The organism is Streptomyces sp. Y7, assembly GCF_043195415.1.
Lineage (GTDB): Bacteria > Actinomycetota > Actinomycetes > Streptomycetales > Streptomycetaceae > Streptomyces.
The window spans coordinates 374,374-401,206 of the sequence record NZ_JBIDDQ010000006.1; the positions used below are offsets into that span (position 1 = coordinate 374,374).

Genomic DNA, 26,833 nt, shown 5'->3' on the forward strand with positions numbered 1-26,833 from the left:
TACGCGACGCATATGTGTGGGGACTTCCGGGTAGCGACGATGGTTGCACGTGTGGCTGTGTGCTCCGGCGCGTCTACCCCGCCTCACCGGGGATACGGCGGAAATCTACCGGTGAGCTCCCGCACTTCTTCACGGGCCCTGTGACTTTCGGTACTCCCTCTCAGCACGCCCGCCAGCAGCGCGGCGAGCCACACCATCTCCTCCTCCCCCATGCCCTGGGTGGTCACGGCCGCGGTACCGAGGCGCAGGCCGCGGGCGTCGCCGTGCGGCAGCGCGCAGCAGTCCAGGACCATCCCGGCCGCCGCGAGCCGGCCGCGCGCCTCGCGGCCGTCGACGCCGAGCGGCGCAGGGTCGGCGGTGATGAGGTGGGTGTCGGTCCCGCCCGTGGTGACGACGAGGCCCTCCTCCGCGAGGTGGGCGGCCAGGGTGCGCGCGTTGGCCACCACCTGATGGGCGTACACGGCGAACGCCGGCGTTGCCGCCTCGCCGAAGGCGACGGCCTTCGCGGCGATGGTGTGCATCTGGGCGCCGCCCTGCGTGAACGGGAAGACGGCGCGATCCACGCGCTCGGCGAGGTCCGCCCCGCACAGGAGCATCCCGCCGCGCGGGCCGCGCAGCACCTTGTGGGTGGTGGCGCACACCACGTCGGCGTACGGCACCGGACTGGGTGCCGCTCCGCCGGCGACGAGGCCCATGGGGTGGGCGGCGTCGGCGATGAGATAGGCGCCCACCTCGTCGGCGATGTCACGGAAGACGGCGTAGTCGATGTGGCGCGGATAGGCGATGGAGCCGCACACCACGGCCTTGGGCCGGTGGGTGCGGGCGAGGGTGCGCACCTGGTCGTGGTCGATGAGCCCGGTCTCGGCGTCGACCCCGTAGCCGACGAAGTCGAACCAGCGGCCCGAGAAGTTCGCGGGCGAGCCGTGGGTGAGGTGTCCGCCGTACGGCAGGCCGAGGGCGAGGACGGTGTCGCCGGGGCGCAGCAGGGCGGCGTACGCGGCGAGGACGGCCGAAGACCCGGAGTGGGACTGGACGTTGGCGTGCTCGGCCCCGAACAGGGCCCTGGCCCGCTCCACGGCGAGCCGCTCGGCGGCGTCGGCCATCTCGCATCCGCCGTGGTACCGGTCGCCCGGGTAGCCCTCGGCGTACTTGTTGGCCAGCGGCGATCCGAGGGCCGCCAGCACGGCGGGCGACGTGAAGTTCTCCGCTGCGATGAGCTGGAGCGTCGTCGACTGCCGGTCGAGCTCCCCGAGCAGGACGTCGGCGAGCTGGGGGTCCTGACGGCGCAGGACATCGGCCTCGAGGACAGGGGTGACCGACATGGTGGGCTCCGGGCGTGCGTCGGCGGTGACGTACGTCCAATGTAGGCCCGGGGCGCCCGGGGCGCCCGGCTGTCACGTCCTCGCGGGTACTCCGGTGAGCGCGGTGACGACCGGATCCAGTGCCTCGTGTATCTCGTCCCCCACCGACCGGAAGAACGTCAGCGGTGCCCCGTACGGGTCGTACACCTCGTCCGCCTCCGCCGTCGGCGCCAGGAGCCACCCGCGTAGAGCGGCCGCCGCACGGACCAGGGCGCGTGCGCGGACGACCACGCCGTCCTCCAGGGGAGGCAGGGTCGCGGGGTCTATGGCGCGGACCAGGCGGGTGAACTCCTTCAGGGTGAAGGTGCGCAGGCCCGCCGAATGGCCCATGGAGATGACCTGGGCGCGGTGGTCGCGGGTGGCCGTGAGGACCAGGTCGGCCATGATGACGTGCTCGTCGAGGAGCTCGCGGCCGACGAAGCCGGAGGCGTCCGCGCCGAAGTCGGCGAGGACCGTCTCCGCGTTGGACTCCATGGAGGCGCCCTCATGGCCCCAGGTCCCCGCGCTCTCCACGATCAGCGAGCCGCCCAGCACACCGAGCCGCTGCGTCACGAAATGACGGGTCAGCCGCTCGGTGATCGGCGAGCGGCACACGTTTCCGGTGCTGACGTGGAGGATGCGGAAGCTGTCGCGCGGAAGTCCCACGAAGGTCGTCGTGATCTCCGCCGCGCTTTCCCCGTTGCCTATGCCACGCCCCGCCTCAGGGGCTGTCAATTCGCCACCTCGAGGTCGGGTACGACCTTCCGCAGTTCCTCCGCCGACAGCGCGCCCGCGCGCAGCAGCAGCGGCACCTCGCGCGTGACATCGACGATCGACGACGGGACGTTGCCCGGGGTCGGACCGCCGTCCAGGTACACGGAGACGGAGTCGCCGAGCATCTCCTGCGCGGCGTCGCAGTCCTCCGGCGCCGGGTGCCCGGTGAGGTTCGCCGAGGAGACGGCCATCGGGCCGACCTCCGTCAGCAGCTCGATGGCGACCGGGTGCAGTGGCATGCGCACGGCAACCGTGCCGCGGGTGTCACCGAGGTCCCACTGCAGGGACGGCTGGTGCTTGGCGACCAGCGTGAGCGCGCCCGGCCAGAAGGCGTCGACCAGTTCCCAGGCCAGCTCGGAGAAGTCGGTGACGAGACCGTGGAGCGTGTTCGGGGAGCCGATCAGGACCGGGGTGGGCATGTTGCGGCCCCGCCCCTTGGCCTCCAGCAGATCGCCGACGGCCTCCTTGGTGAACGCGTCGGCGCCGATGCCGTACACCGTGTCGGTCGGAAGGACCACGAGCTCACCACGGCGGACGGCGGACGCGGCCTCACGCAGACCGGTCGTGCGGTCGGTCGCGTCGTTGGTGTCGTATCGCCGTGCCATATCTAGCGGGCCTCCTCGTACACGAAGTACACGTACTTCCGGGAAACAGTCTTCGGGACGGTCACGGCAGCGCCTTGCGCGCGGTCGCGAACCGGGGGCGGTTGTTGAGGTCGGGGTGGTCGGCCGCGTCGGCCCAGCCCCGCTCCTCGGTGAAGATCCACGGCACCTGCCCGCCCTGGGTGTCGGCGTGCTCGATGACGACGACGCCGCCGGGCCGCAGCAGACGGTGTGCCGTCCGTTCCAGGCCGCGGATGAGATCGAGGCCGTCCTCGCCGGAGAACAGGGCGAGATCGGGATCGTAGTCCCGCGCCTCGGGAGCGACGTACTCCCATTCCGTGAGCGGGATGTAGGGCGGGTTGGAGATGACCAGGTCGACCTGGCCGTCGAGGTCGGGGAAGGCGTCCAGGGCGTTGCCCTGCCGCAGCTCGACGCGCGAGCCCTCCACGTTCTTGCGCGTCCACACCAGGGCGTCCTCGGACAGCTCCACGGCGTGCACGCGCGAGCGCGGGACCTCCTGGGCGAGGGCGAGCGCGATGGCGCCCGAGCCGGTGCACAGGTCGACGATGCAGGGCTCGACGACGTCCATCGCGCGCACCGCGTCTATGGCCCAGCCGACCACCGACTCGGTCTCGGGCCGCGGCACGAACACGCCTGGCCCGACTTGGAGTTCGAGATAGCGGAAGTACGCCCGCCCGGTGATGTGCTGGAGCGGCTCGCGCTGCTCACGGCGCGCGATGACCTCCCAGTACCGGGCGTCGAAGTCCGCGTCCTTCACGGAGTGCAGCTCGCCGCGCTTCACGCCGTGCACGAACGCGGCGAGCTCCTCCGCGTCGTTGCGCGGCGAGGGCACGCCGGCGTCCGCCAGCCGCTGGGTGGCCTGTGCCACCTCCGCGAGCAGCACGCTGCGAGGGCTTGGGGTCCGCCCCCCGATGAATTGCTGCACGCAAGTCCTCCGTGTCGTACTCGTACGTGCGTACGTCCGTCCCTACGCCCTTACGCCGCCGCCAGCTTCGCCGCCGAGTCCGCGTCGACGCACGCCTGGATCACCGCGTCGAGGTCGCCGTCCAGGACCTGGTCCAGGTTGTACGCCTTGAAGCCCACGCGGTGGTCCGAGAGGCGATTCTCCGGGAAGTTGTAGGTTCGGATCTTCTCGGAGCGGTCGACGGTGCGGACCTGGCTGCGGCGGGCGTCGGCGGCCTCCTTCTCGGCCTCCTCCTGCGCCGCGGCGAGCAGCCTGGAGCGCAGGATACGCATCGCCTGCTCCTTGTTCTGCAGCTGGCTCTTCTCGTTCTGGCAGGAGGCGACGACTCCGGTCGGAATGTGCGTGATGCGCACGGCGGAGTCGGTGGTGTTGACGGACTGGCCACCCGGGCCGGACGACCGGTACACGTCGATGCGCAGGTCGTTCGGGTTGATCTCGACGTCGATCTCCTCGGCCTCGGGCGTGACGAGCACACCGGCCGCGGAGGTGTGGATGCGGCCCTGCGACTCGGTCGCCGGCACCCGCTGCACGCGGTGCACACCGCCCTCGTACTTCAGCCGGGCCCAGACGCCCTGGCCGGGCTCGGTCGCGCCCTGTCCGCCCTTGGTCTTCACCGCGACCTGGACGTCCTTGTAGCCGCCCAGCTCGGACTCGGTGGCGTCGATGATCTCGGTCTTCCAGCCGACGCGCTCGGCGTACCGCAGGTACATGCGCAGCAGGTCGCCCGCGAACAGCGCGGACTCGTCACCGCCGGCGCCCGCCTTGATCTCCAGAATGACGTCCTTGTCGTCACTCGGGTCACGCGGGACGAGCAGCAGGCGCAGCTTCTCGGTCAGCTCCTCGCGCTGCTTGTCCAGCTCCTTGACCTCGGCCGCGAAGTCCGGGTCGTCGGCGGCGAGTTCACGCGCGGTCTCGATGTCGTCGCCGGTCTGCTTCCAGGAGCGGTACGTGGCGACGATCGGGGTGAGCTCGGCGTAGCGCTTGTTCAGCTTGCGCGCGTTGGCCTGGTCGGCGTGCACCGAAGGGTCGGCGAGCTTCTTCTCCAGGTCGGCGTGCTCAGCGACCAGTTCCTCGACGGCCTCGAACATCTTGGGGCTCCTGAAATGCGTACGTGTGGGAAGGCGGACGACCAAAAACGCCGGTCCCGGCGCGCCTGGTGGGGGCGCGGCCGTGGACCGGCGGATTGGGGCTCGCTACTTCTTGGAGCCGGCGGCCTTGCCGAAGCGGGCCTCGAAGCGGGCCACACGGCCACCGGTGTCGAGGATCTTCTGCTTGCCCGTGTAGAACGGGTGGCACTCGGAGCAGACCTCGGCACGGATGGCGCCGCTGGAGATCGTGCTACGGGTGGTGAACGACGCGCCACAGGTGCAGCTGACCTGCGTCTCGACGTACTCGGGGTGGATGTCGCGCTTCAAGGTGTCTCCTAGTTTCGGGAGGGCGCCGGGTCGCCACCGCGGGATGCGGAAACGTGAACCGGAGCCGACGTACCAGTCTGCCAGGACTGGGGCCATCCCCCAAAACCGGGGGTTGCCGTCATTTGTTCCCCGCGGGCCGGTGCGGGCCTGTCACGCGGTTCCCCGCGCCCCTCAAGGGGCGCTGACCACGCCGTTCGCGTCGCCCTTCGCCGCGTCTTCCGTGGCCGACTTCGGAATCGGCCTGTCGTTCTTCAGGGCGTCCCAGACCAGCTGGGCCTTCGCCTTCTGCACGATCACGCGGTTCGGGTCCGCCGGGTCGTACTGGACCGGCATCGTGACCATGTTCATGTTCTTGGAGCTGATGCCCTTGAGGCCGTTGGTGAAGGACATGAGCTTGTTGACCGAGGCCAGGTCGGAGTCGGTGGTGACGGTCTTGGTGGCGGTGTTGGCCAGGTCGTACAGCCGCTTGGGGTTGCCGAACAGGTTGATGTCCTTGACCTGCTCGAGCAGTGCCTTGATGAAGGCCTGCTGCAGCTGGATGCGGCCGAGGTCCGAGCCGTCGCCGACGCCGTGGCGGGTGCGGACCAGGCCGAGGGCCTGCTTGCCGTCGAGCCGGTGGGTGCCGGCCTTGAGATCGAGGTGGCTGTCGGGGTCCTTGATGTCGTTGGTGGTGGTGACCTCGACACCGCCGAGCTCGTCGATCAGCTTCTGGAAACCGGAGAAGTCGACTTCCAGGTAGTGATCCATGCGGATGCCGGTGACGGACTCGACGGTCTTCACCGTGCAGGCGGCGCCGCCCGTGGAGTACGCCTCGTTGAACATCACGCCGGACGCCGCGTCGTGCGTGGTGCCGTCGGTGTCGGTGCACTCGGGGCGGTCGATGAGGGTGTCGCGCGGGATCGAGACCACGCTGGCCTTCTTGTGGCCCTCGTAGACGTGCAGGATCATCGCCGTGTCCGAGCGGGCGCTGCCGTCGTCGGCGCCCCCGCCGAGCTTCTTGTTGCTGCCGGAGCGGGTGTCCGAGCCGAGGACGAGGATGTTCTCCGAGCCGTTGTCGACCTTCTGCGGCCGGTCGGTGCCGAGGGCCTGGTCGATGTCGACGCTCTTGAGGTTGCCGTTGAGCTTGAAGTACAGGTAGCCGGCGCCGGTCCCGCCCAGGACCACGATCCCGGCGGCCGTCCAGGCCATGATCCGCAGGCCCTTCCGCTTCTCGCGGGGCTTGCGGCGACGGCCCTTGCCGCGCTGGCGTGGGCCGTTGGTCCCGTTGTCGCCCGGTATTCCGGGCTCTGGCGTGCTCTCGGCGGACACTCTGCTCCTCGGTTCTCGTCCCGGTCGGTTACCCCCTGTTTGCAGGGTCAGGCATGGCCCAAAAGGCCCTTACCGCACCATCGTCACCCCGTCCGGTCAGACGGGGAAACCCGGGAAAGGGTTGCACAACGGACTGCGCCCACCGCCTGTGAGGCGATGGGCACAGTCCGTGGTCGGCGAGCCCGGTATGCCGGGCTCACCTGCGCTTTCAGCCGAAGATGTCGTACTGCTTGAAATCGGTGCCGACGGACTTCGGTGTGGCAAAGATCTCGCTCGTGGCCTTTCCGGTGCCCGGGTACAGATAGAGCGTGCCGGAGGAGTTGCGGGCCAGGAAGTCGGCCTTGCCGTCGCCGGTGACGTCACCGACGGCGTCGAAGCCGGTGTAGGTCGCCCACGTGCGCACCTTGATCCGGGTGGAGAAGGCGCCCGTGCCGGACTTGCCGGTGCCCTTGAACAGGTAGATGTACCCGCCGGAGGAGCTGCGCGCGATCAGGTCGGCCTTGCCGTCGCCGGTGAAGTCACCGTGCCCACGCAGGGAGTTGTACGCGGTGAAGCCCGTGCCGGACTTCACCGGGCTGGCGAACGTGCCGTTGCCCTGGCCCGGGTAGATCCACAGGGCGCCCGCGGAGTCGACCGAGATCAGGTCGGGCTTGTAGTCCCCGGTGACGTCACCGGGCGCGACGATGCGCAGACGGGTCTTCCAGTTGCTGAAGATCGTCTTGGTCGCCCAGGACTCGGTGGACGGCACGAAGTGGTACCAGAACATCGCCCCGTCGGAGCTGCGCCGGACCACCAGGTCCTGGTAGCCGTCCCGGTCGAGGTCGGTCTGCAGCACCAGGTTCACACCGCTCCAGTCGCCCCAGGACTCGCGTGCGGCGAACGTGGTGCCGTTGGAGGTCTTCGAGTAACCGGTCCTGGTGGAGGCGTTGCGCAGCCACATGTCGGCGCGGTGGTCACCGTTGATGTTGGTGTCCTCGATGCGCGGGTAGGCGGCACCGACGTAGGAGGTCACCTTGGCGAACACGCTGTAGGCACCCTTGGCGACGCAGTCCTGCACGCCCCAGGAGACGACACCCGCGATACGGCCGTTCACCACGAGCGGGCCGCCGGAGTCGCCGTTGCAGGCGGAGACCGTGCCGGTGTCGCTGCCGGTGGCCGGCTTGCCGGCGCAGACCATGTGGCCCTTGACGAAGTCGCCGCCGTAGTAGCCCGCGCACGTGGTGTCGGACTGGATGGGCAGCGTCGCCGACTTCAGCGACTGCGAGATGTCCTGGCTGGTGGAGCTGGTGCGGCCCCAGCCGTAGACCTTGGCGTTCGTCCCCGCGGCGTAGGAGGCGGTGTCGCCGGACGTCGTCATGCGGATCGGCGCCGCCTTGACCGGGCTGGCCAGCGTGATCACGGCGATGTCGTTGTCGATCGTCGTCGCGCTGTACGACGGGTGGTTCCACTGCCGGTACGGCAGCGAGACGGTGCCGCCGTGCAGGTCGCTGTTGCCGGCCTCGTCGGTCGTGGGCAGCTGGTTGGTGCCGGTGACGACGGCGCCGTAGTTGTACCAGTCGTAGCCCTTGACGCAGTGCGCGGCGGTGAGGATCTTCGTCGGCGCGACGACGGCGCCGCCGCAGAAGAAGCCCGTGTCGTCGGCCTCGTCGGTGGTGCCCTGGTCGTCGTAGTACCAGAGCTGCGCCATCCAGGGCGCCGAGGTGATGCTGGTGGTGGTGCCACCGATGACCATCGGGCTCACGGTGGAGTCACCGGAGCCGTCGGTCGTGCTCGCGCCGTACGACGACTTCTTCGCCGTCTCCCCCGCGGTGTCGTCGCCTTCCACGGCACCCGCGACGCGCCGCTCCAGCTCGGCGGGCGAGGCCGAGGCGGTGGCGGGCTTGACGGTGGGCTTGGGCAGCGCGGTCGCGGCCCCCGCGGACGTGGTCAGCAGCGCTCCGGCGACGGCCGCGGCGAGACCTGCGGCGGCGACGGGCAGTGCGAGGCGTATCCGACGTCTGTGACGGCCGGCTCCGGGCATGGATGTGCCCACTGAGTCCCCCCTCGGGACGGAAAGTTGATATGCGGACCACGATCGAATGCGGGTCCGAAGAGCGAGATAGTACACCCGTCACAGAAACGGCAAAGGGCCGCTCCCTCAACGGGAGCGGCCCTTCAGCAGGCGTGGTCTCAGTCGCCGTTGCCGGGGGTCGGCGTCGTCTTCTGAATCTGCATCAGGAACTCGGCGTTCGACTTCGTCTGCTTCATCTTGTCGAGGAGGAGTTCGACCGCCTGCTGCTGGTCGAGGGCGTGCAGCACCCGGCGCAGCTTCCAGACGATGGCGAGCTCGTCGGGGGCGAGCAGGATCTCTTCCTTACGGGTACCGGACGCGTCGACGTCCACCGCCGGGAAGATGCGCTTGTCGGCGAGCTTCCGGTCGAGCTTGAGCTCGGCGTTGCCGGTGCCCTTGAACTCCTCGAAGATCACCTCGTCCATGCGGGACCCGGTGTCCACCAGAGCGGTGGCGAGGATGGTCAGCGAGCCGCCGTCCTCGATGTTGCGGGCCGCACCGAAGAAGCGCTTCGGCGGGTACAGGGCGGTGGAGTCGACACCACCGGACAGGATGCGGCCGGAGGCCGGGGCGGCGAGGTTGTACGCACGGCCCAGACGCGTGATGGAGTCGAGCAGCACGACGACGTCGTGACCCAGCTCCACCAGACGCTTGGCACGCTCGATGGCGAGCTCGGCGACCGTGGTGTGGTCCTCGGCCGGACGGTCGAAGGTCGAGGAGATGACCTCGCCCTTGACCGACCGCTGCATGTCGGTGACCTCTTCCGGACGCTCGTCGACCAGGACGACCATCAGGTGGCACTCGGGGTTGTTGTGCGTGATCGCGTTGGCGATCGCCTGCATGATCATGGTCTTGCCGGTCTTCGGCGGGGCCACGATCAGACCGCGCTGGCCCTTACCGATCGGCGACACCAGGTCGATGATGCGCGTGGTGAGGACGCCCGGGTCCGTCTCCAGGCGGAGGCGGTCCTGCGGGTAGAGCGGGGTGAGCTTGTTGAACTCCGGGCGGCCGCGGCCGTGTTCGGGCGCCATGCCGTTGACGGAGTCCAGGCGGACCAGCGCGTTGAACTTCTCGCGCCGCTCGCCTTCCTTCGGCTGACGGACCGCACCGGTGATGTGGTCGCCCTTGCGCAGGCCGTTCTTGCGGACCTGGGCGAGGGAGACGTACACGTCGTTCGGGCCCGGCAGGTAGCCCGACGTACGGATGAAGGCGTAGTTGTCGAGGATGTCCAGGATGCCCGCGACCGGGATCAGGACGTCGTCCTCGGTGATCTGCGGCTCCTGCACGTCGTCACGGCCACGACGGCCACGGCGGTCGCGGTAGCGGCCCCGACGGCCACGACGGCCGCCCTCGAAGTCGTCGTCGTCCTGCGGGCCGTTGTCGCGCTGGCGGTCCTGACGGCCACCGCCCTGCTGCTGGCCCTGCTGGCGGTCCTGACGGCCGCCGCCCTGCTGGTCGTCGCCCTTGCGACGGTCGCCGCGGTCGCCGCGGTCACGGTCGCGGCCGCGCTCACGACGGTCACGACGACGGCCCTCGCCGCCGTCCGCGTCGCTCTTGGCGTCGCCCTGCGACTGCGCGGGCGTCTCCGCCTTCGGCTCGTTCTTCGCCTCGGCGGCGACGGTCTCGGGCGCGGCGGAGGGGCTGCCCGCGTCCGCGGTGGCGCGACGACGACGGCGCTCGGCGGGGGCGTCCTCGTTCCCGTCGCGGGAGGGGCCGCCGGCCGGCTGGCCGGGAATCTCGATCTGCTGCTGGGCCACGGCCTTCTCGGCGGGGGCCTCAGCCGCCTTGTCCGCCTTCTTCTCGGCGTCCTCGCCGGTACGAGCCTTGGAGGTGGCGCGGCGCTTGGGCTTGGTCTCGCCGGCGGCCTCCGCCTTCGGAGCCGCGGCACCTCCCCCGGCCTGCGCCTCCTTGATGACCTCGATCAGCTGGCTCTTGCGCATGCGCGCCGTGCCCCTGATGCCGAGGCCGGATGCGACCTGCTGAAGCTCGGCCAGCACCATGCCCTCGAGGCCGGTACCGCGGCGCCGCCGGGAGCCGGCACCGCTGGCAGGCGCGGAGGCGTCCGTGGCGGGCGCGGCAGCGGTCTCCTCGACACGTGCGCCCATCAGATCGGTGGTGTCGCTCACGAAGGGTCCTTCCCTGGAGCGGACGTCGGCCTGTCTGGCTCGGCGACCGGTTGTGCTGTCCGGCTTAGGTCCTTGGTGTGTGGACCGCGCCGGGGCGGTGGTCCGCCCAAAACGGCGGAGAAATTTCTGGTGATGGCGGTTCCCAGGGCCGTGGCACTGAGTGTCGGTGTCACTCGGCCCGGTCGCGCCGGTTCCGGAGCGTGCCCGGCGAGTCGCTCAGTGCTCGTGTACGAGGTACTGCCCGCGTACGTCGTACGGAACACCGTGCGGCTTGGGAGGCTCCCGGAAGAATGTCTGTCCCGGACGGGGACAACAAGCACCTCGCCATGGTGGGGTCGGGTGCAGACTTGAGGTTAACACTACCGGATCCAACAAACATTCCCCCTCTCGAAATCCGGCAACCGTGTGTCAGGTCGCAAGCGGCAGCACGCTCGCTCCCTGGGCGTCGAGGTCGAGCCGGTTCGCGGCCCACCCCTCGCCTGCCAGATGGGCGACCTTGTCGGCGCTGTCCTCGTCGGCCAGTGCCAGCACTGTGGGCCCCGCGCCCGAGATGACCGCCGGCACTCCGTCGCCGCGCAGCCGCTCCACCAGCGCGGCGCTCTCCGGCATCGCCGGTGCGCGGTACTCCTGGTGGAGGCGGTCCTCGGTGGCGGGCAGCAGCAGCTCGGGGCGCCGGGTGAGGGCCTCGACGAGCAGTGCGGCACGGCCCGCGTTGGTGGCGGCGTCGACGTGCGGGACGGTGCGCGGCAGCAGGCCGCGCGCGGTCTCCGTCAGGACGGGCTTACCGGGCACGAAAACCACCGGAACGATGGAATCGGCGGGCTCCATCCTGATGGCGCGGGCGGCGCCGGCCTCCATCCAGGACAGCGTGAATCCGCCGAGCAGACAGGCCGCGACGTTGTCGGGGTGCCCCTCGATCTCGGTGGCGAGTTCGAGCAGGGCCGTGTCGTCGAGCCTGGCCTCGCCGCCTATGGTCACGGCGCGCGCCGCGACGATGCCGGCGCAGATGGCGGCGGACGACGAGCCGAGGCCGCGGCCGTGCGGGATGCGGTTGGCGCAGACGATCTCCAGCCCGCGCGGCTGGCCGCCCAGCAGATCGAAGGCGGTGCGCAGGGAACGTACGAGCAGGTGGTTCTCGTCGCGCGGCAGCGTCTCGCTGCCCTCACCCGCGATGTCGATGTGCAGCCCGGAGTCGGCCACCCGGACGACCACGTCGTCGTAGAGCCCCAGCGACAGGCCGAGGGCGTCGAAGCCCGGGCCGAGGTTGGCACTGGTGGCGGGGACGCGCACCCGGACGGCGGCGGCGCGGAAGGCTGGACCGGCCATCGCTCGATGACTCTCCTTGAGCTGCGGTGATTGTCGATTGTCGAAGACATTCGATGACGTACGAGAACCTCTGGGACCGCTTCCGGGCCGCGGAGACGGCGCGGCACCGCACCTATGCGGAGGCATATGCGGCGGGCGGGTTCGGTACAGCGTATCGAAGGTAGGTTCTGTGGCGACATAGGGCGCACAGGAGGCGCACGATGCGTGTCGTATGCCCCCCGTGCACCCCTTGTGGGGAAGTTCCCCAGGTGAGCGCCTCGTGGTCGCGTGCGCGAGCCTGCTGCGACGGAGCGTGGCCCGCTTACGCCAGCCCGAGCCGCTCGGCCGCCGTCGCCGCGTCGACCGGGACGGTGACGGGCTGCGGGGCGCCGGCGACGGCCCAGTCCGGGTCCTTGAGGCCATTGCCGGTCACGGTGCACACGATGCGCTGGCCCGGGTCGACCTTGCCCTGCTCGGCGGCCTTCAGCAGACCGGCGACCGACGCGGCCGACGCGGGCTCGACGAAGACGCCCTCCTGAGCCGCCAACAGGCGGTAGGCGCGCAGGATTTCACGGTCCGTCACCTCGTCGATGAACCCGCCCGACTCGTCCCGGGCGTCGATGGCGTACTGCCAGGAGGCCGGGTTGCCGATGCGGATCGCGGTGGCGATGGTCGACGGGTCCTTGACGACCTCGCCGCGCACGATGGGCGCGGAGCCGGAGGCCTGGAAGCCCCACATGCGCGGGGTCTGCTTCGAGACACCGTCGGCGGCGTACTCCTTGTACCCCTTCCAGTACGCGGTGATGTTGCCCGCGTTGCCCACCGGGAGGACGTGGATGTCGGGGGCGTCGCCCAGCATGTCCACGATCTCGAAGGCGGCCGTCTTCTGCCCCTCGATCCGCACCGGGTTGACCGAATTCACCAGCGCCACGGGGTAGTTGTCGCTCAGGTCGCGGGCGAGGGTGAGGCAGTCGTCGAAGTTGCCGTCGACCTGGAGGATCTTCGCGCCGTGCACGAGGGCCTGGCCCATCTTGCCGAGCGCGATCTTGCCCTGCGGGACGAGGACGGCCGAGACCATCCCCGCGCGCACGGCGTACGCGGCGGCGGAGGCCGAGGTGTTGCCGGTGGAGGCGCAGATGACGGCCTTGGCCCCCTCCTCCTTGGCCCGCGTGATGGCCATGGTCATGCCGCGGTCCTTGAAGGACCCGGTGGGGTTGGCGCCTTCCACCTTGAGGTGGACCTCGCAGCCCGTGCGCTCGGAGAGCACCTGCGCGGGCACGAGGGGCGTGCCGCCCTCGCGGAGCGTCACGACCGGCGTGGTGTCGGAGACGGGCAGCCGGTCCCGGTACTCCTCGATGATTCCGCGCCACTGGTGGGTCATTGCTGGTTACTCTCCTTCAACCCGCATGATGCTGGCGACACCCCGCACGGTGTCGAGCTTGCGCAGCGCCTCGACGGTCCCGACGAGGGCCGCGTCGGACGCACGGTGGGTGACGACGACGAGGGAGGCCTCGCCGCCTCCGTCCTGCCGTCCTTGCTGGCGCACCGTATCGATCGACACTCCGTGCTCCGCGAACACGGTCGCCACCTGGGCGAGAACGCCCGGTTTGTCGGCGACGTCGAGGCTGATGTGGTAGCGCGTGACGACGTCGCCCATGGGCGACACGGGCAGGGCGGCGTACGCCGACTCGCCGGGCCCCGTTGCCCCGCTGAGCCGGTTGCGGCAGACGGCGACGAGGTCGCCGAGCACGGCCGAGGCGGTCGGGGAGCCACCCGCGCCGGGGCCGTAGAACATGAGCTGGCCGGACGCGTCCGACTCCACGAACACGGCGTTGTAGGCGCCACGCACGGAGGCGAGCGGGTGGGTCAGCGGGATCATCGCGGGGTGCACGCGCGCGGTGACGGACCCGCCGTCCGCGGCCCGCTCGCAGATGGCGAGCAGCTTGATGGTGCAGCCCATCTCCTTGGCGGAGGCGAAGTCGGCCGCGGTCACCTCGGTCATGCCCTCGCGGTAGACGTCGTCGAGGCGCACACGCGTGTGGAAGGCGATACCGGCGAGGATGGCGGCCTTGGCGGCGGCGTCGAAGCCCTCGACGTCGGCGGTGGGGTCGGCCTCGGCGTACCCGAGCGCGGTGGCCTCGTCGAGGGCCTCCTGGTAGCCGGCCCCGGTCGAGTCCATCTTGTCGAGGATGAAGTTGGTCGTCCCGTTGACGATGCCGAGCACGCGATTGACCTTGTCACCCGCGAGGGACTCCCGCAGCGGCCGGATCAGCGGGATGGCACCGGCGACGGCGGCCTCGTAGTAGAGGTCCTTGCCGTTGGCCTCGGCCGCGGCGTGCAGGGCGGCGCCGTCCTGCGCGAGGAGCGCCTTGTTGGCGGAGACGACGGAGGCGCCGTGCTCGAAGGCGGTGGTGATGAGCGTACGGGCGGGCTCGATGCCCCCGATGACCTCGACCACGACGTCGATGTCGCCGCGTTTGACGAGGGCGGTGGCGTCGGTGGTGATCAGCGCGGGGTCGATGCCCTCACGGACCTTGGAGGGCCGCCGTACGGCCACGCCCGCGAGCTCGACGGGGGCGCCGATCCGGGCGGCGAGGTCGTCGGCGTGCGTCGTCATGATGCGCGCCACCTCTGAGCCGACAACCCCACAGCCCAGCAGCGCCACCTTCAGCGGACGCGTACGCATCATCCGACCTCGTTTCCTCATACCGTCTACGGTTGCACCAGTCTCACTCACCGGACGGGAGTTTCTGCCCTTCGTCCGGATCGTGAGACATCTATTTCATTTGTACCGGGGTGGAAGACAGGAGATCTTCCACCCCGCTGTGTTTCCTGCTCAGCCGACATCGAGACGAAGAAGGTCCTCTTCGGTCTCGCGCCGGACGATCACCCGGGACTCGCCCTCGTGCACGGCGACGACCGGGGGCCGCAGCACGTGGTTGTAGTTGCTGGCCATGGACCGGCAGTAGGCGCCCGTCGCCGGTACGGCGATGAGGTCACCCGGTGCCAGGTCGGCCGGCAGGAACGCGTCCTTCACCACGATGTCCCCGCTCTCGCAGTGCTTGCCGACGACCCGCGCGAGCATCGGCTCGGCATCGGAGGTCCGGGACACGAGCGCGACGCTGTACTCGGCGTCGTACAGCGCCGTACGGATGTTGTCGGACATGCCGCCGTCGACGGAGACGTAGGTACGGAGGTTGTCGAGGGGCTTGATGGTGCCGACCTCGTAGAGCGTGAACGCGGTGGGCCCGACGATGGCCCGCCCCGGCTCCACGGAGATGCGCGGTGTGCGCAGCTTGGCGCCCTCGCACTCCCGGGTGACGATCTCGGTCAGCGCCTTGGCGATCTCGTGGGGTTCGCGGGGATCGTCGTCACTCGTGTACGCGATCCCGAGCCCGCCGCCGAGGTCGATCTCAGGCAGTTCGACGCCGTGCTCGTCACGGATGTCCTTCAGCAGCCCGACCACCCGGTGCGCGGCGACCTCGAAGCCGGACATGTCGAAGATCTGCGACCCGATGTGGCTGTGGATCCCGATGAGCTCCAGCCCGTCGAGCTTCAGCGCCCGCCGCACGGCCTCGGCGGCCTGCCCCCCGGCGAGAGGAATGCCGAACTTCTGGTCCTCGTGCGCGGTGGCGATGAACTCGTGCGTGTGCGCCTCGACGCCGACGGTGATACGGATCTGCACCCGCTGCCGCTTGCCCAGCCCGTGCGCGATGTGGGCTACGCGCACGATCTCCTGGAAGGAGTCGAGAACGATCCGCCCCACTCCGGCTTCCACGGCCCGGGTGATCTCCTCGACGGACTTGTTGTTGCCGTGGAAGGCGATCCGCTCGGCGGGCATCCCGGCCGAGAGGGCGGTGGCGAGCTCGCCCCCGGAGCAGACGTCCAGGTTGAGCCCTTCCTCGTGCAGCCACCGCACGACGGCGCGGGAGAGGAACGCCTTGCCCGCGTAGAACACGTCGGCCTCGCTGCCGAAGGCGCTGCGCCAGGCGCGGGCACGGGCACGGAAGTCGGCCTCGTCGATGAAGTAGGCGGGGGTGCCGTGCTGTTCGGCGAGCGTCTTCACGTCGAGACCGCCGACGGTCACCACACCGTCGGCGTCACGGCCGACGGTCTGGGCCCAGACCTTCGTGTCGAGGGCGTTGAGGTCGGTGGGCGGCGCGGAGTAGTGCCCCTCGGGCAGGACATCGGCGTGACGGGGCCCGGCAGGGTGTGCGGAACGGCTCATGACTGTCGTGGGCTCTCTCAGAGATGTTCGGGTGCGTCGATGCCGAGCAGGGACAGGCCACCGGCCAGCACCGTCCCGGCGGCTTCGGCAAGGGCGAGCCGGGCACGGTGGGCGGCCGAGGGTTTCTCCGCACCCCGCGGCAGAACGGCGGGCAGCAACGGCAGAACGGCATCGGCGACGGCGACGAGATGCCGCGCAAGACGATCGGGCGCACGGTGCGATGCCGCTCGGGCCAGAACTCGGGGGTGGTCGGCGAGGAGGGTGGGGAGGGGGTGGGGGGTGAGGGTGGGGGGCGTTGGGTGGGGGGACGCCGGGGGCTGAGGGGTGGAGGGCACCGGCCGGGGGGGTGCCGAGGACTGAGGAGTGGCGGGCACCGGCCGGGGGGTCAAGGGCTCAGGGGTGGGGGGTGCTGGGAGGGGGGTCGCCGAGGACTGAGGGGCGGGGTGCGCCGTGGCGGGTTCTACGGGTCCCGGCTCAGCGGTGAATCCCAGGTCGGCGGCGTTGCGGGTGAGGGCCCGGGTGCGGGCGTAGGCGTAGCGGACGCGGAAGAGAGGGTTGCTCTCACGCTGGACGAGGTGCTCGTCGGTGACACGGGGCCGGTCGTGCTCGGCGGGGTGGAGCAGGGCCCAGCGGGCCGCGTCGCGTCCAAGGGGAAGGGGATCGGCCGGGGCGGGTACCGGACGGACGGTGTAGTAGGGCGTGGCGGGGTGCGGCCTCACGGCACCCGCGTCTGCGCCGCCATAGTCCCGCCGGCCGGGCGCGTTTGTCCCGCCGCCGACCGTGTCCACCTGTACGCCCAGGATCTCGATCCACTCCGCGGCGGGCTCGGCCTCGCAGTGGGTGCGTACGGCAGCGCCTTGGGAGCGCAGGATCCGGGCGACGGCGTCCATCACGACGACGGCACGGACCTCGCGGGGGCAGGACAGCGGTACGAAGTCCCCGGAGGGACCGTGGGCGTACCCATACCTCTCGCCGCGCCGCAGGATCTCCTCGACGAGGGCGACGGAGGCGGTGCCGCCGAGGCGGATGTTCAGGAACCCGGGCCCGGTGACGACGACGTCGGCGACACCGTCCGCCCCCGCGAGGTGCGGCCGCAGAATCTCGGCGACGCGCAGGGCGGGTTGCCCGGCCGGACGGGCGAGCTGCAGAGCGATGTTGGTGGCGTAGTCCCCGCACCCGCCGGGTCCCGGCAGGGTGACGGCGGCCCTCTCGGGCACGACGACGGCCAGTTCCCCCAGGTCGACAGCACGACGCACCGCGCGCAGCACGGAACGGGAGAGCTCGACGGGGGTCACGGGACAAGCGTATGGGAGGAGGGGGGTGGGTATGCGAACGGGTTTGGGGTGGGTCCCGGGATGTGGACGGGGTGGGAATCGGGCGGGGTAAGGGATGCGGCGGGGTGATGGATGCTGCGGGGTGCGTGGATGGGGCGGGTGAGGAGTCGGTAGGCGCGGCTGCTCCCGGCGAGTAGGCGACGCGGAGGCCGAGTAGGCCATGGGGAAGGCGAGTAGGCGACGCGGAGCCCGAGTAGGCCATGCGGAAGGCGAGTAGGCCACGCGGAAGGCGGGCGCGGTCTGCTGAGCCGGTGGGACGGGACGTGGTCGCCTGGGGTTGATCGGGTGGGCGACGCCGCGGTCGGCGGACGTCGGTCGGGGCCGCTCGGTCGGGGCCGGGCCGGGCCGGGCCGATGGAACGCTGCCGTCAGCGGAACCGGGCCGGTCCGATGGGATGCCGTCATCCGCACAGCTGGGCAAGAGCTGGTCCGAACGATGCCGCGGTCAGCGGGATTCGGCCGGAGGTGGGCCGAGCGATGAAGTGGTCGGCAGGTCGGATCGATCGGGATCGGTCGGGATCGGTCGGGGTCGGTCGGGGTCGGTCGGGGTCGGTCGGATTGACCGGGCAGCCCGCACGGGCCGACCGGGCCTGCTCCCGCCCCCTACCTGCTGCCCCTACCCTCAGCCTCCGGTCCGCCCGGCGGCCTCGCCGGCACCCAGGACGCCGTCGAACACGGCATCGTCGGCACCTCCGTCCTCGGCTTCCCCGCTGCGCCCCCGCTCGATCAACCGCCGTACGAGGTTGACGAGTTCGGTGGGCTCGAAGGGCTTGGCGAGGAAGGCGTCGACGCCGACATCGAGGCCATGGTCAACCTCGTACTGGGTGCAGGCGCTGATGATGGCGACGGGGAGGTCACGGGTACGGGGGTCGGCACGCAGTGTCGCGGCGGTGCGTAGCCCGTCCAGCCGAGGCATGACCACGTCCAGGGTGATCACATCGGGCCGCACCTGATGCACGACATCAAGACACTCGGCACCATCGGCCGCGGTCACCACCTCGAGCCCCTCCAGCTCGAGATTGACCCTGATCAGCTGCCGGATGACCTTGTTGTCGTCCACAACAAGGACCCGGCCGGAAGCGCCTGGCACAACTCGAGAGTAGGTCCGGACCGGCCACCGCGTCCGGGTTTTCCCGACTTCCACCCCCTGCGGGCGAGCCACCCCAGGTCGCACCCGGTGCCGGGCCCCCGAAACCCGTTCATGAACACCCCACCGAAGCTGGTAGGGTTCTACCCGTCGCCGCCAAGCAAGGCGCCCGACACGCCCCCGTAGCTCAGGGGATAGAGCAACGGCCTCCGGAGCCGTGTGCGCAGGTTCGAATCCTGCCGGGGGCACTTCGGTTGAAGTGCCTAAAGACCCCGCCATCAGCGCGTTAGCTGAGTGCGGGGTCTTCGCGTATGTGCAGGCGGATGCCACCGAAGGCAGCCGTTTGCCAGTGATCACGATGTAATAGCGTGTTGATCTTGAAGGGCTGCGCCGCAGGTCAGCGACCGCCTCAGCGTAGCCCTGCGGACCAACCGTCCGCAGGGCCTTCAAAGCTGATCAGACGTTGTCACCCTCGGGGTGGAGGACGGCCTCCGCGATCTCGCGCACGCGGTCCTGAGTGACGCCAGTGCGCTGCTCAACGGCGAGGGGATGGTCGGTCGGCTCCAGCTCGATGAAGGGGCGCTGACCGAGCGGCCGGGTATGGGCATTCGTCTTCAGGTTGAGCGTGCTGGGCGAGTACAGACTCAGCTCGGTAGTCAGCCAACCGAAGTACGGTTTCTCAGCTTCGCGACCGGGGGTGTTCCACATCTCCAAAGCTCGGGCGAAGTTGTCTCGGCTCAAGGAGACCCAAACACCCCAGGAGAAGGTGTCTTCCCTGCCGATCACCGGTATCTCGATCAGACCCTTGATGAAGTAATGCTGGCCTTTGATGATGCACTGATCGGAGGAGAGCATGCTGTCGGGATCGTCCGCGAAGCTCTGGTCCCACACGTCAGGGGCCGTGGTGGAGTAGCCCATCGGAAGCTCTGCGTGGTACTCCCCGCAGCATGAGCAGGTATAGCCGAGATCGTTCGCCATGCCCGGGAGCTTAGCCAGCCGGGGATCACACACGGCTGTCTGCACGTAAGTGGACAGACTGGAGCCCCGGAGCCGACGGCCCAGGGCTCCCGTTCGGCGGAGGTGGTTGTGTCAGTCCGTGAGGTCGGCCCCCCCCAGCCCTGCATGATCCGGTCGTTCATCTCCTGCTCCTGGCCGTCGATGCACTTGGCGTAGATCTTCAGAAGGACGTCAACCGAGTGGCCGGCGCAAGCGGCGACCTCCGGGGCGGCACTCCCGAGTTGAGCCACTGGGAGACGCCCGCATGCCGGAAGGCGAGGACCGAGGACACCTGGTCCGGGACGAGCGCCCGTTCCGGGGCCCGCTTCCACGCTCGGGAGTACGACGAGGCGGCGATCACGTTGCCCCGCTCGCTGGAGAACAGTCGGCCGTCCTCCGCCGTGCCGAACTCGTTCAGGTGGTCGAGGAGCAGCCGCACCAGCGGAGGCTGAATCGGCACGGTGCGTACCTCTCCCTGGGCGCCCGCTGCTCCAGTCCTCGCCGATCGTGTGCCTCACCGGCGTCGGTCCACGCTTTACCGGCCGTCGGGCGGGTCTCCGCCAACTCGATGCGGCCCCAGCCCTGTGCCGGAAGCGTGCAGTCGGAGCGGCGGAGGCCGAGTGCCTCGCCCGGCCGCATGGCCGCGTAGTACAGGCATCCGAAGAAGGCCCGCAGCCGCCGGCCGCTCGCCCGCTCGTAGCCGCCCACGTAGGTGAGTGCGGTGAGCAGCTCTCGGGCCTGCCGCGGGTTGACCACCACCCGGCGGTCGACTTCCTGCACCGCCCGCTTGCCCCGCTTGCGCCGGACGCTGCTCAGCGGGTTGGAGGTGAGGTGCTCCAGCTCCACCGCGTATTCCAGCGCGTTGAAGACGACGGCCCGTCGGCGCCGGTAGGTCTGGGTGGCCGCGGGCGTGCCGTCCAGCCTCCGGCTCAGCCCGTCGATCAGCTCGTGCACACGGCTGATCTCCTGTAGCTCCCCCACCGGAAGCGAAGCCCTTTCGATCCACCGCACGGCAGAGGCGATCTCCTCCGGGCGCTCCCGCTCCCTGCGTGGCACGGGCAGGAGGTACGAGCGTAGGGCCCGGCGCAACACTTTTGGCCGACGCCTCCGCCCAGCGGGCATCGACGTACTTGGTCGCCAGGTCGAGGAAGGACAGCGCCGCCTTGCCGCCACGCAGGGAGTCGAGCAGTCCGGTCACCGTGTCGAACGGCTCGCCCTTGTCGAGCGCCCGCACGAGCTTGGCGCGGAAGCGGTCGGCCAGTGCCTTGGTCTTGTGCGACTCGCTGAAGGGCTGTCCGTCGACCACCCAGCGCACGAGGTAGATCGGTTTCTTGGTGGTCTTGTTGACCGAGAGCTTCCACACGGAAGCCTTGTAGGACTTCACGACGCCGCCCCCTCCGCCCGCTCCTCCAACCAGTCGTCGAGCACGTCACGCCGGTCCCAGAGCTCACCGTTCGGCAGACGGATACAGGTCGGCGGGAGACGCAGCTCCCGCCAGCGGTAGAAGGTGCGCCGGGAGATGTCGCCCAGTTCGTCGAGCACCTGGCGCACGGTGAGCAGTTCAGCCGCCGCCGAGCGGGTGTCACGCGCCAAGGGAAGCACCGCCCTCCCGCACCGAGGCGGCGAGGAGCGCCGCTTCCGGCGAGTAGCCGCGCCCCGCGTAGCGCCACCGGCCGACCGTGACGGTCGGGTGGCCGACCAGGCCGAGGAAGGCCCGTTGCTGTTCCGCCCGATGGTCGGTACGCGCCTGCCGGAGGGCGGTCAACGTGGTCGAGTAGCGGCGGGACTTGGTGGAGAAGTGGCCGCCGTATCCGAGCATGTGGGCCCAGCGGCGCAGACCGAGCGGCGCGAACTCCGGTAAGCCGCCGAGCCACCAGCACGTGCCGATCATGCGGAGCACGTGCGCGCGTACCGGCAGCATGACCATGTCCCGCGCGTGATGGATGCGACCGTCCACCGCGCCGGCGGACTCGGCTCCCTTGGTGGCGTACTTGGCGATGTAGCCCGCCACGGAGGCAGGGAAAGCGGGCCTCTCCCCCGCGTCCCGCCGGTACGAGGTGACCGGACGTACGTCGACCTGGGCGCCGAAGCGCAGTGCCGGCGGGCCGATGACGGCCGCGCCGGGGGCGTTCAGCCCCACGCGTCCGACCACCGCCCGCACGGAGTCGACCAGGAGCGGCGCGGTTGCCCAGCAGGGCGGATGCGAGCCGGGTCCGTTCGGCCCGTCGAGGCGGATCACCGCATGGAAGTGGACCAGGCCTCGCCGTTGGTACTCGGCGACTTTCGCGTACGAGAGTCGGGCGGTGATGCAGAAAACGTAGAAAAGGTTCCCATTTGGAGTCAGAAAGTGGCAAGCCTCAAGATTCGCTCAGGTAGGGCGACTTCGACGTTCGCGGCGTGATTGGATCATGTTGCGCGTCGGTGCTGCGGCCCGGGGGCCACCGGGCCGCAGCTGGTTCGGCGCGCACCACCCCCCCAAGGAGGAAGCATGCGCCGGAGCACGACTATAGGGCGACGGGCAATAGTTATGTTCACCGCAGGTGCCGCATCGCTCGCTTTGCTGGCGCCCGTGGCGTCCGCATCTGACATGCCCACGTCCAAGCTCACCCACGCCAGCCCGTCGGACCAAGGTACCGAACTTACCCCGGCTGAGTACCGTCGATACCTTCAGAGCCTCAACAACGCCGAGGCCGATGAGGTCCGGAGCGAGTTCGACGCTCTGTCGGCCGATGACCAAACTAAGTTCGTCAACTACCTGCAGGATGACCAGGTTTATAGGGCCTTCATCGACACGGCTTCGAGTGGTGTGAACGCGTCGACCTCGAGCCACACCGATACCCGGTACAACGCTGACGTCACCTTCTCTCGCGATGTCGAGAGAAGTCGTCCGGCTGCTTCGACGCGCCTGGCACACTGGGACGAAAAGGCGACCTACACCGACAAAACGAAGATCCTTGGTGTCACGGTCACGACACTCCAAGTGTGGGTTCGGTACCAGTGCACGCGAGGAGAAGTGACCAAGGTCTACAACAGTGGATCCGGGGTGAAGAACTTCAACGCCGCAGTTTCGATCGACGGGACCGATGCCCGGCCTTGGACGGCTGGCGGCAAGGCCCACGCCGAGACGGTGTGGAAGGGCAGCATCATTTACAAGGGCTTCGGTGTCCGGATCGACAAGAAGCAGTCTTTGGTGGCCTCATGGGACGGTCATTGGAAGGGCAGTGTGAAGAACGTCTAGACCGAGGGGCTCGCGTTCGGTCGATGTTGGACCTTCTCGATAGGTTGGGCTGACGCTTCGGCCGCTGGGTGCCCGTCGTTAATCGACGGGCACCGTCTACATCCACGCTCATCAGAGGAAGGACGCTGAAGGTTATGTCGCCTACTGGCTTGCCACCCATGAGGCTATGGCGTCGGCGGACAGTTTCTGCCGTTGTGTTGGCGATGTTTGCCTTCATGTGGCTGGTCATGCAGCTCATCGCTCGTGCCGCCACAGCTACACCACCGGTCTTCTGCGGGCTCGCCGTGCTCGTTGCATGGTGGGCGAGTAAGGGCGACCCTGAGGCCCGGGGGGTCCACCGTCTGACCGTGTGGGCTTGCCTGGCAATCCTGATTGTCAGCGCTGCGTTCTCCGTCGCTCTGCTTGCCTCGACCAGTACTTCCGAAGTGACGATCACTCCAGGTGGCTGAGTCTGGTCGTTGCAGTCATGGCCGCGAACACTAGCTATAGGGACGCCGGCACCAGCCGCTGACGAACCCGACTGCACTGCCTGCACCGCGTCTCCCTCGGCTGTCCCAAGGGGCGGCTTAAAAGGGCGCCCAGTCTCGGCGAGAACTACCCGAGCGCAGGCTCTCCACCCGCTTCTCAACTTCCTCGGCCGCGCGCGGGTTGGTGCCAGCGTTCTGCGAGAGCCACGTAACCATCAGCAGTTCGCGAATGCTCCGGAGAACGGTGTAGCCGGACCATTCCCGCACGTTGACCCCGTACCCGGCGACGAATTCGGCGTACTCAGCTTCTGTGTGCCAACCGAAGCTGTCGTAGTACATGGCGGTCTGCATGAGATCCCACTCTCGGGGGCCCGTGACGAACCCGTCCAGGTCGATGACCTTTGGACGGCCGGCCCCGTCACGCAGGACGTTGCCGACGTTGGAGCCGCCATGCAGGTGCCCCGCAGGAAGCGCGGCCGGAGACGGCCGTACTCGGCTGCCAAATCGTCGGCCATGGATCGGAGAAATGTGCGGGTGGCGTCCGGAATGGCGGCACGATTCAAACGCTGCGCGACCTTGTCAAAGGGTTGAAGAGGCGGAAGCGTAAAAGGCGGTGGCTCCAATTCGTGAAGCCGCCGTAGCAGTTCGCCCATTTCTCCCGTACTCGCGTATGTGTCTCCGTCGGCGAGACCTTCCCAGAACGTCACTGGGTGGCCCTGAATGACGACCGGCTGTTCGGCCGCCGTGACGAGTCGCACTGCCGGATAGCACTCGACCGCGAGCCATTCAGCTACGGCCACTTCCCTGCGGACGGAGTTGAGCCGATCGGAACTCCGGCCGACCCGGGAGACGATGCGGCCGCCGTCCACGCGGAACACCGCATGGTCGCCGAACCGCAGCATCTCGATTCCGTCCGGGTCCACGTCCGCGCCCCCGCAGGCCTTTCGCAGGATGGCGCCGGCCGCGTCAGCGTCGAACTCAGTTCGTTCGGTCGTCGTCATGCCGTCCGAGTCCCCCGTACAACCGGCAACGCACGTACTTCCCGCCCTCGCGCCGTACCCTTGGCGATGAGTCCTTGTCCCTCCATCTGCGCGATGGCGGACCGGACGGCCGTCCGCGACGCTCCGAACCGCTCGCACAGCTCCTTCTCAGTGGGGAAACTGTCCCCCTGTTCGTTGTCCGGGCCCGTGCCCAGTGCGCTGTTGGGCGCCCCCGTGCACCACGAGTGCGTGAGCAGTGCGTGACCTTCAGGGCTTCGCCGGGACTCTCCGACTGCTCCGCAGGTCAGACCGTAATCGATCCCGTGGTGTGCACGCTCTCCGGGGCCGTGTGCGCAGGTTCGAATCCTCCCGGGGACACTTCGTAGGAAGTGCCTAAAGACCCCGCCATCAGCGAGTCAGCTGAGTGCGGGGTCTTGCTGTTTGTGTATAGGGGTGCCAGCGAAAGCAGTCACTGGGCGCTGGGTACATTGAAGAAGCATGTTGATCTTGGCGCTCGACCCAGCAGCCTCCGGCACGCAGGACACGGACACCGACCCCACAACCCGGTGCTGGCTCCGGTGCCCGAGCACGCACGCCTCCTACCGCCCGCCACCCCCATACCCCCGCTGTCCACCCCAGACCTCCGCGCTCCCCTCCGGCAGGAGCTCTGCGGCTTTGTGTTGGGTGTGTGCGGCTGCTATCTGGGCTTCCGTTACCGCGTCTCCGCGTTCGCGTACCAAGTCTTCATAGATGGGGAGGTGATCGTTCTCGGTGGGGGTGCGGGTCATTGGGGGTTCCTTGCGCTGGGGATGGGCGTCAGGCGCGGTTCAGGCGGGCGGCAATTCCGTGCCCGAGGAGCAAATAGAGGGCTGCGGGGAGGCCGTAATTGAGGACGACTCGTAGGCCCTCTGTGTCCATGGTGAAAATGTCGCGTGCCCATCCGGAGAGGAAGTCGGCGGCGGCGTGGACGAACTCGACGAAGGCGTTGGCCTGGTTCGCGTCGAGGAGGTACAGAGCGATCCACAGGACGAGGAGACCGGCCGTGACGTCGGCGATCGTGCAGAGGGTGAGCGCGGCTCTGCGGGCGGTGGCCTGGTTGCGCGCGGTGCGGTCCTGGGCCGGGTGCTGGTCGTACGTCTGGTATCCGGATACCGGGTCGGTGTTCACGAGAAATCCGATCTGACGCGTTGGTGTGCCGGCTGGCCACCGCGGCTCGTCGGGATTCTTCCTTTGCGCGGTGACTTCTTTCGCCTAGTTCTGCGTCGGATCATCGCGACCGCGTTACACCACTGCGAAGACGCTGCCAAGACGTCCCAAATATGGCGGCCTATTCGGTCACTTGCCCACATGTTCGCGTGCGGGCGCACATTTGCGGATGCAGCGCCGGGGCCGGGAACAGCCGGAGTCAGCAGCTCTCGGTCGTCGGGAGCATCGCCCAGACCGTCTTTCCCATCGGGTGCCGTCGGGTCCAGCCCCAGTGCTCGGACAGGCTGTCGATGATGCGCAGACCGCGGCCATGCCCGTCGAACGGGTCGCTGGCGTGCGGGTACACCGGCGGATGGTCGCTCGGGTCCGTGACCGCGCAGACCAGGTGGGCCGGGCGGCGGACGCTGAGCCTGAGCCAGATGCCGGGGTCGGCCGAGGGGTGGGCCGCGGAGTGGGGTGCGGCGTGCAGTACGGCGTTGGCGAGCAGTTCGGTGACCACGATCAGGGCGTCGGGGCCGCACTGCTCGAGCTCCCAGCCGGTCAGGGTGCGACGGACGAAGTCGCGGGCCTCGGCGCAGCCCCGTTCGGCGCCGACGAGGCGCAGGACGGCGGAGCGGGGTGCGGTGCGCGGAGATTCAGACGCGGCGAGCCGGCGCGGGCCCGGAGGGCCGCTGTGCGCTGACGGTGTCGCCCTCAGCGCCTCGTGTGACGTGGCACCACGGGGCAGTCGGAGCGCTTCGTACGCAGGTAACGACACAACGTCTCCCCTGATACACGGTCAGGACCAGGCGTCCGCGCTGCACTTGACGCCACGGGCTATTATCCACGCCGAAGGCGTCTCCGTGCAATTTCACGGGAAATTTCGCGTGAGATGTCATCGCAGAGCACGTGGTGCGGTCCGGGCCCGCTGGGGCGAGAGGCGCGCGCGTGACGGAACGTGAGCAAGGAGAGTGCAGTGCCAACAGCACCGAACGGTGTACGGGCAAGCTCGTTGGGCGTCCGCTGGATCAAGAGCCGGCACAGCAATGCCGAGGGCAACTGCGTCGAGGTGGCCGCCCTGGGCGACGGCAGCGTCGCGATGCGCAACTCCCGCCACCCCGACGGTCCGGCCCTCGTCTACACCCCCGCCGAGATCGCGGCCTTCCTCGCCGGCGCGAAGGAGGGAGAGTTCGACCACCTGGCGTGAGACGGGCGCCTGCCCTGGAATGTGTGGCAGGGGAATGTGTGGCTGGGGAATGCATGGCAGGGGAATGGGTGACGTGCGCGTGCCGGAGAACGTGAGACGGACGCCCGCCCGGGACGCGCGACGGGCGGCGGGCCTCTGCCGGACAACGTGAGACGGTCCCCGCAATGGCCCCGCGACCGGTGCCGCGCGATCGGTGCCGCGCGATCG

The 26,833-nt window shown here is 69.3% G+C and carries 22 protein-coding genes, 1 tRNA gene and 3 pseudogenes; 3 read left to right on the forward strand and 23 right to left on the reverse strand.

Annotated features, from left to right (window positions below; all coding sequences use genetic code 11):
* Positions 1-83: 83 nt before the first annotated feature.
* The 15 genes from glyA to ACGFW6_RS19185 form a co-directional block, all read right to left on the reverse strand.
* A complete protein-coding gene (glyA, locus tag ACGFW6_RS19115; protein ID WP_393510720.1) occupies positions 84-1,322 on the reverse strand; it encodes a serine hydroxymethyltransferase in 1,239 nt (412 codons plus the stop codon).
* A gap of 72 nt (positions 1,323-1,394) precedes the next feature.
* Positions 1,395-2,075 (reverse strand): protein-tyrosine-phosphatase, encoded by a 681-nt coding sequence (locus ACGFW6_RS19120; protein WP_393510723.1) that lies wholly within the window; start codon positions 2,073-2,075, stop codon positions 1,395-1,397.
* Positions 2,072-2,719, reverse strand: coding sequence for an L-threonylcarbamoyladenylate synthase (locus ACGFW6_RS19125; protein WP_393510726.1), 648 nt, complete (start codon positions 2,717-2,719; stop codon positions 2,072-2,074). The genes ACGFW6_RS19120 and ACGFW6_RS19125 overlap by 4 nt, the downstream gene beginning before the upstream one ends.
* A gap of 61 nt (positions 2,720-2,780) precedes the next feature.
* Positions 2,781-3,620, reverse strand: coding sequence for a peptide chain release factor N(5)-glutamine methyltransferase (gene prmC / locus ACGFW6_RS19130; RefSeq protein WP_393510867.1), 840 nt, complete (start codon positions 3,618-3,620; stop codon positions 2,781-2,783).
* 92 nt (positions 3,621-3,712) lie between these two features.
* Positions 3,713-4,789 carry a peptide chain release factor 1 gene (gene prfA / locus ACGFW6_RS19135; RefSeq protein ID WP_393510729.1) on the reverse strand — a complete coding sequence of 359 codons (1,077 nt, stop codon included), beginning with the start codon at positions 4,787-4,789 and terminating at the stop codon, positions 3,713-3,715.
* A 105-nt stretch (positions 4,790-4,894) separates the two neighbouring features.
* A complete protein-coding gene (gene rpmE / locus ACGFW6_RS19140; protein ID WP_145867232.1) occupies positions 4,895-5,116 on the reverse strand; it encodes a 50S ribosomal protein L31 in 222 nt (73 codons plus the stop codon).
* A 171-nt stretch (positions 5,117-5,287) separates the two neighbouring features.
* Complete coding sequence (locus ACGFW6_RS19145; protein WP_393510733.1) at positions 5,288-6,424, reverse strand: LCP family protein; 1,137 nt, start codon at positions 6,422-6,424, stop codon at positions 5,288-5,290.
* Between the two features lie 208 nt (positions 6,425-6,632).
* Positions 6,633-8,444, reverse strand: coding sequence for a trypsin-like serine protease (locus ACGFW6_RS19150; RefSeq protein WP_393510870.1), 1,812 nt, complete (start codon positions 8,442-8,444; stop codon positions 6,633-6,635).
* A 149-nt stretch (positions 8,445-8,593) separates the two neighbouring features.
* Entirely contained in the window at positions 8,594-10,600 is a 2,007-nt protein-coding gene (rho, locus tag ACGFW6_RS19155; protein ID WP_393510736.1) for a transcription termination factor Rho, read from the reverse strand.
* A gap of 408 nt (positions 10,601-11,008) precedes the next feature.
* On the reverse strand, positions 11,009-11,926 hold the full coding sequence (gene thrB, locus ACGFW6_RS19160) for a homoserine kinase (protein WP_393510739.1): 918 nt from the start codon (positions 11,924-11,926) through the stop codon (positions 11,009-11,011).
* A gap of 301 nt (positions 11,927-12,227) precedes the next feature.
* A complete protein-coding gene (gene thrC, locus ACGFW6_RS19165; RefSeq protein ID WP_381642507.1) occupies positions 12,228-13,286 on the reverse strand; it encodes a threonine synthase in 1,059 nt (352 codons plus the stop codon).
* Positions 13,287-13,292: 6 nt separating this feature from the next.
* Positions 13,293-14,591, reverse strand: a complete 1,299-nt coding sequence (locus ACGFW6_RS19170) for a homoserine dehydrogenase (protein ID WP_393510873.1) — start codon at positions 14,589-14,591, stop codon at positions 13,293-13,295.
* A 150-nt stretch (positions 14,592-14,741) separates the two neighbouring features.
* Positions 14,742-16,133 (reverse strand): diaminopimelate decarboxylase, encoded by a 1,392-nt coding sequence (gene lysA, locus ACGFW6_RS19175; protein WP_393510744.1) that lies wholly within the window; start codon positions 16,131-16,133, stop codon positions 14,742-14,744.
* A gap of 17 nt (positions 16,134-16,150) precedes the next feature.
* Positions 16,151-17,428, reverse strand: coding sequence for an ArgS-related anticodon-binding protein NrtL (gene nrtL, locus ACGFW6_RS19180; RefSeq protein WP_393510746.1), 1,278 nt, complete (start codon positions 17,426-17,428; stop codon positions 16,151-16,153).
* A 660-nt stretch (positions 17,429-18,088) separates the two neighbouring features.
* On the reverse strand, positions 18,089-18,556 hold the full coding sequence (locus ACGFW6_RS19185) for a response regulator (protein WP_393510749.1): 468 nt from the start codon (positions 18,554-18,556) through the stop codon (positions 18,089-18,091).
* A 173-nt stretch (positions 18,557-18,729) separates the two neighbouring features.
* On the opposite strand from ACGFW6_RS19185, the gene ACGFW6_RS19190 reads away from it, so the two are divergent.
* Positions 18,730-18,801: transfer RNA gene (locus tag ACGFW6_RS19190), tRNA-Arg, on the forward strand.
* A 208-nt stretch (positions 18,802-19,009) separates the two neighbouring features.
* On the opposite strand, the gene ACGFW6_RS19195 is transcribed toward ACGFW6_RS19190, so the two are convergent.
* The 4 genes and pseudogenes from ACGFW6_RS19195 to ACGFW6_RS19210 form a co-directional block, all read right to left on the reverse strand.
* The gene (locus tag ACGFW6_RS19195) at positions 19,010-19,471 is read right to left on the reverse strand and encodes a DUF2199 domain-containing protein (protein WP_393510751.1); all 462 of its coding nucleotides are present in this window, start codon (positions 19,469-19,471) and stop codon (positions 19,010-19,012) included.
* A gap of 182 nt (positions 19,472-19,653) precedes the next feature.
* A pseudogene (locus ACGFW6_RS19200) lies at positions 19,654-20,933 on the reverse strand (tyrosine-type recombinase/integrase); the annotation flags it as partial.
* Positions 20,930-21,142, reverse strand: a complete 213-nt coding sequence (locus tag ACGFW6_RS19205) for a helix-turn-helix transcriptional regulator (RefSeq protein WP_393510754.1) — start codon at positions 21,140-21,142, stop codon at positions 20,930-20,932. The pseudogene ACGFW6_RS19200 and the gene ACGFW6_RS19205, both read right to left, overlap by 4 nt.
* Positions 21,132-21,851, reverse strand: a pseudogene (locus tag ACGFW6_RS19210) (replication initiator); the annotation flags it as partial. The pseudogene ACGFW6_RS19210 and the gene ACGFW6_RS19205, both read right to left, overlap by 11 nt.
* 186 nt (positions 21,852-22,037) lie before the next feature.
* On the opposite strand from ACGFW6_RS19210, the gene ACGFW6_RS19215 reads away from it, so the two are divergent.
* Entirely contained in the window at positions 22,038-22,787 is a 750-nt protein-coding gene (locus ACGFW6_RS19215; RefSeq protein ID WP_393510757.1) for a hypothetical protein, read from the forward strand.
* 566 nt (positions 22,788-23,353) lie between these two features.
* On the opposite strand, the gene ACGFW6_RS19220 is transcribed toward ACGFW6_RS19215, so the two are convergent.
* The 4 genes and pseudogenes from ACGFW6_RS19220 to ACGFW6_RS19235 all read right to left on the reverse strand — a co-directional run bounded on the left by ACGFW6_RS19220 (position 23,354) and on the right by ACGFW6_RS19235 (position 26,197).
* Positions 23,354-23,782, reverse strand: coding sequence for a phosphotransferase (locus ACGFW6_RS19220; RefSeq protein WP_393510876.1), 429 nt, complete (start codon positions 23,780-23,782; stop codon positions 23,354-23,356).
* A gap of 469 nt (positions 23,783-24,251) precedes the next feature.
* Positions 24,252-24,422 (reverse strand): annotated as a pseudogene (locus ACGFW6_RS19225) (GntR family transcriptional regulator); the annotation flags it as partial.
* A gap of 628 nt (positions 24,423-25,050) precedes the next feature.
* Positions 25,051-25,401, reverse strand: a complete 351-nt coding sequence (locus ACGFW6_RS19230) for a hypothetical protein (RefSeq protein WP_393510760.1) — start codon at positions 25,399-25,401, stop codon at positions 25,051-25,053.
* A 238-nt stretch (positions 25,402-25,639) separates the two neighbouring features.
* A complete protein-coding gene (locus ACGFW6_RS19235; RefSeq protein WP_393510763.1) occupies positions 25,640-26,197 on the reverse strand; it encodes an ATP-binding protein in 558 nt (185 codons plus the stop codon).
* Positions 26,198-26,395: 198 nt separating this feature from the next.
* Between ACGFW6_RS19235 and ACGFW6_RS19240 the strand changes: the two genes are divergently transcribed.
* Positions 26,396-26,626 (forward strand): DUF397 domain-containing protein, encoded by a 231-nt coding sequence (locus ACGFW6_RS19240; protein ID WP_393510766.1) that lies wholly within the window; start codon positions 26,396-26,398, stop codon positions 26,624-26,626.
* Positions 26,627-26,833: the final 207 nt, after the last annotated feature.

Excerpts from the sequence above, each read along its gene's own strand:
- glyA (WP_393510720.1), bottom strand. The coding sequence starts at position 1,322 with ATGTCGGTCACCCCTGTCCTCGAGGCCGATGTCCTGCGCCGTCAGGAC.
- ACGFW6_RS19215 (WP_393510757.1), top strand. The coding sequence starts at position 22,038 with ATGCGCCGGAGCACGACTATAGGGCGACGGGCAATAGTTATGTTCACC.
- ACGFW6_RS19150 (WP_393510870.1), bottom strand. The coding sequence starts at position 8,444 with ATGCCCGGAGCCGGCCGTCACAGACGTCGGATACGCCTCGCACTGCCC.
- ACGFW6_RS19195 (WP_393510751.1), bottom strand. The coding sequence starts at position 19,471 with ATGGGCTACTCCACCACGGCCCCTGACGTGTGGGACCAGAGCTTCGCG.
- ACGFW6_RS19170 (WP_393510873.1), bottom strand. The coding sequence starts at position 14,591 with ATGCGTACGCGTCCGCTGAAGGTGGCGCTGCTGGGCTGTGGGGTTGTC.
- lysA (WP_393510744.1), bottom strand. The coding sequence starts at position 16,133 with ATGAGCCGTTCCGCACACCCTGCCGGGCCCCGTCACGCCGATGTCCTG.
- thrB (WP_393510739.1), bottom strand. The coding sequence starts at position 11,926 with ATGGCCGGTCCAGCCTTCCGCGCCGCCGCCGTCCGGGTGCGCGTCCCC.
- ACGFW6_RS19125 (WP_393510726.1), bottom strand. The coding sequence starts at position 2,719 with ATGGCACGGCGATACGACACCAACGACGCGACCGACCGCACGACCGGT.
- prfA (WP_393510729.1), bottom strand. The coding sequence starts at position 4,789 with ATGTTCGAGGCCGTCGAGGAACTGGTCGCTGAGCACGCCGACCTGGAG.
- thrC (WP_381642507.1), bottom strand. The coding sequence starts at position 13,286 with ATGACCCACCAGTGGCGCGGAATCATCGAGGAGTACCGGGACCGGCTG.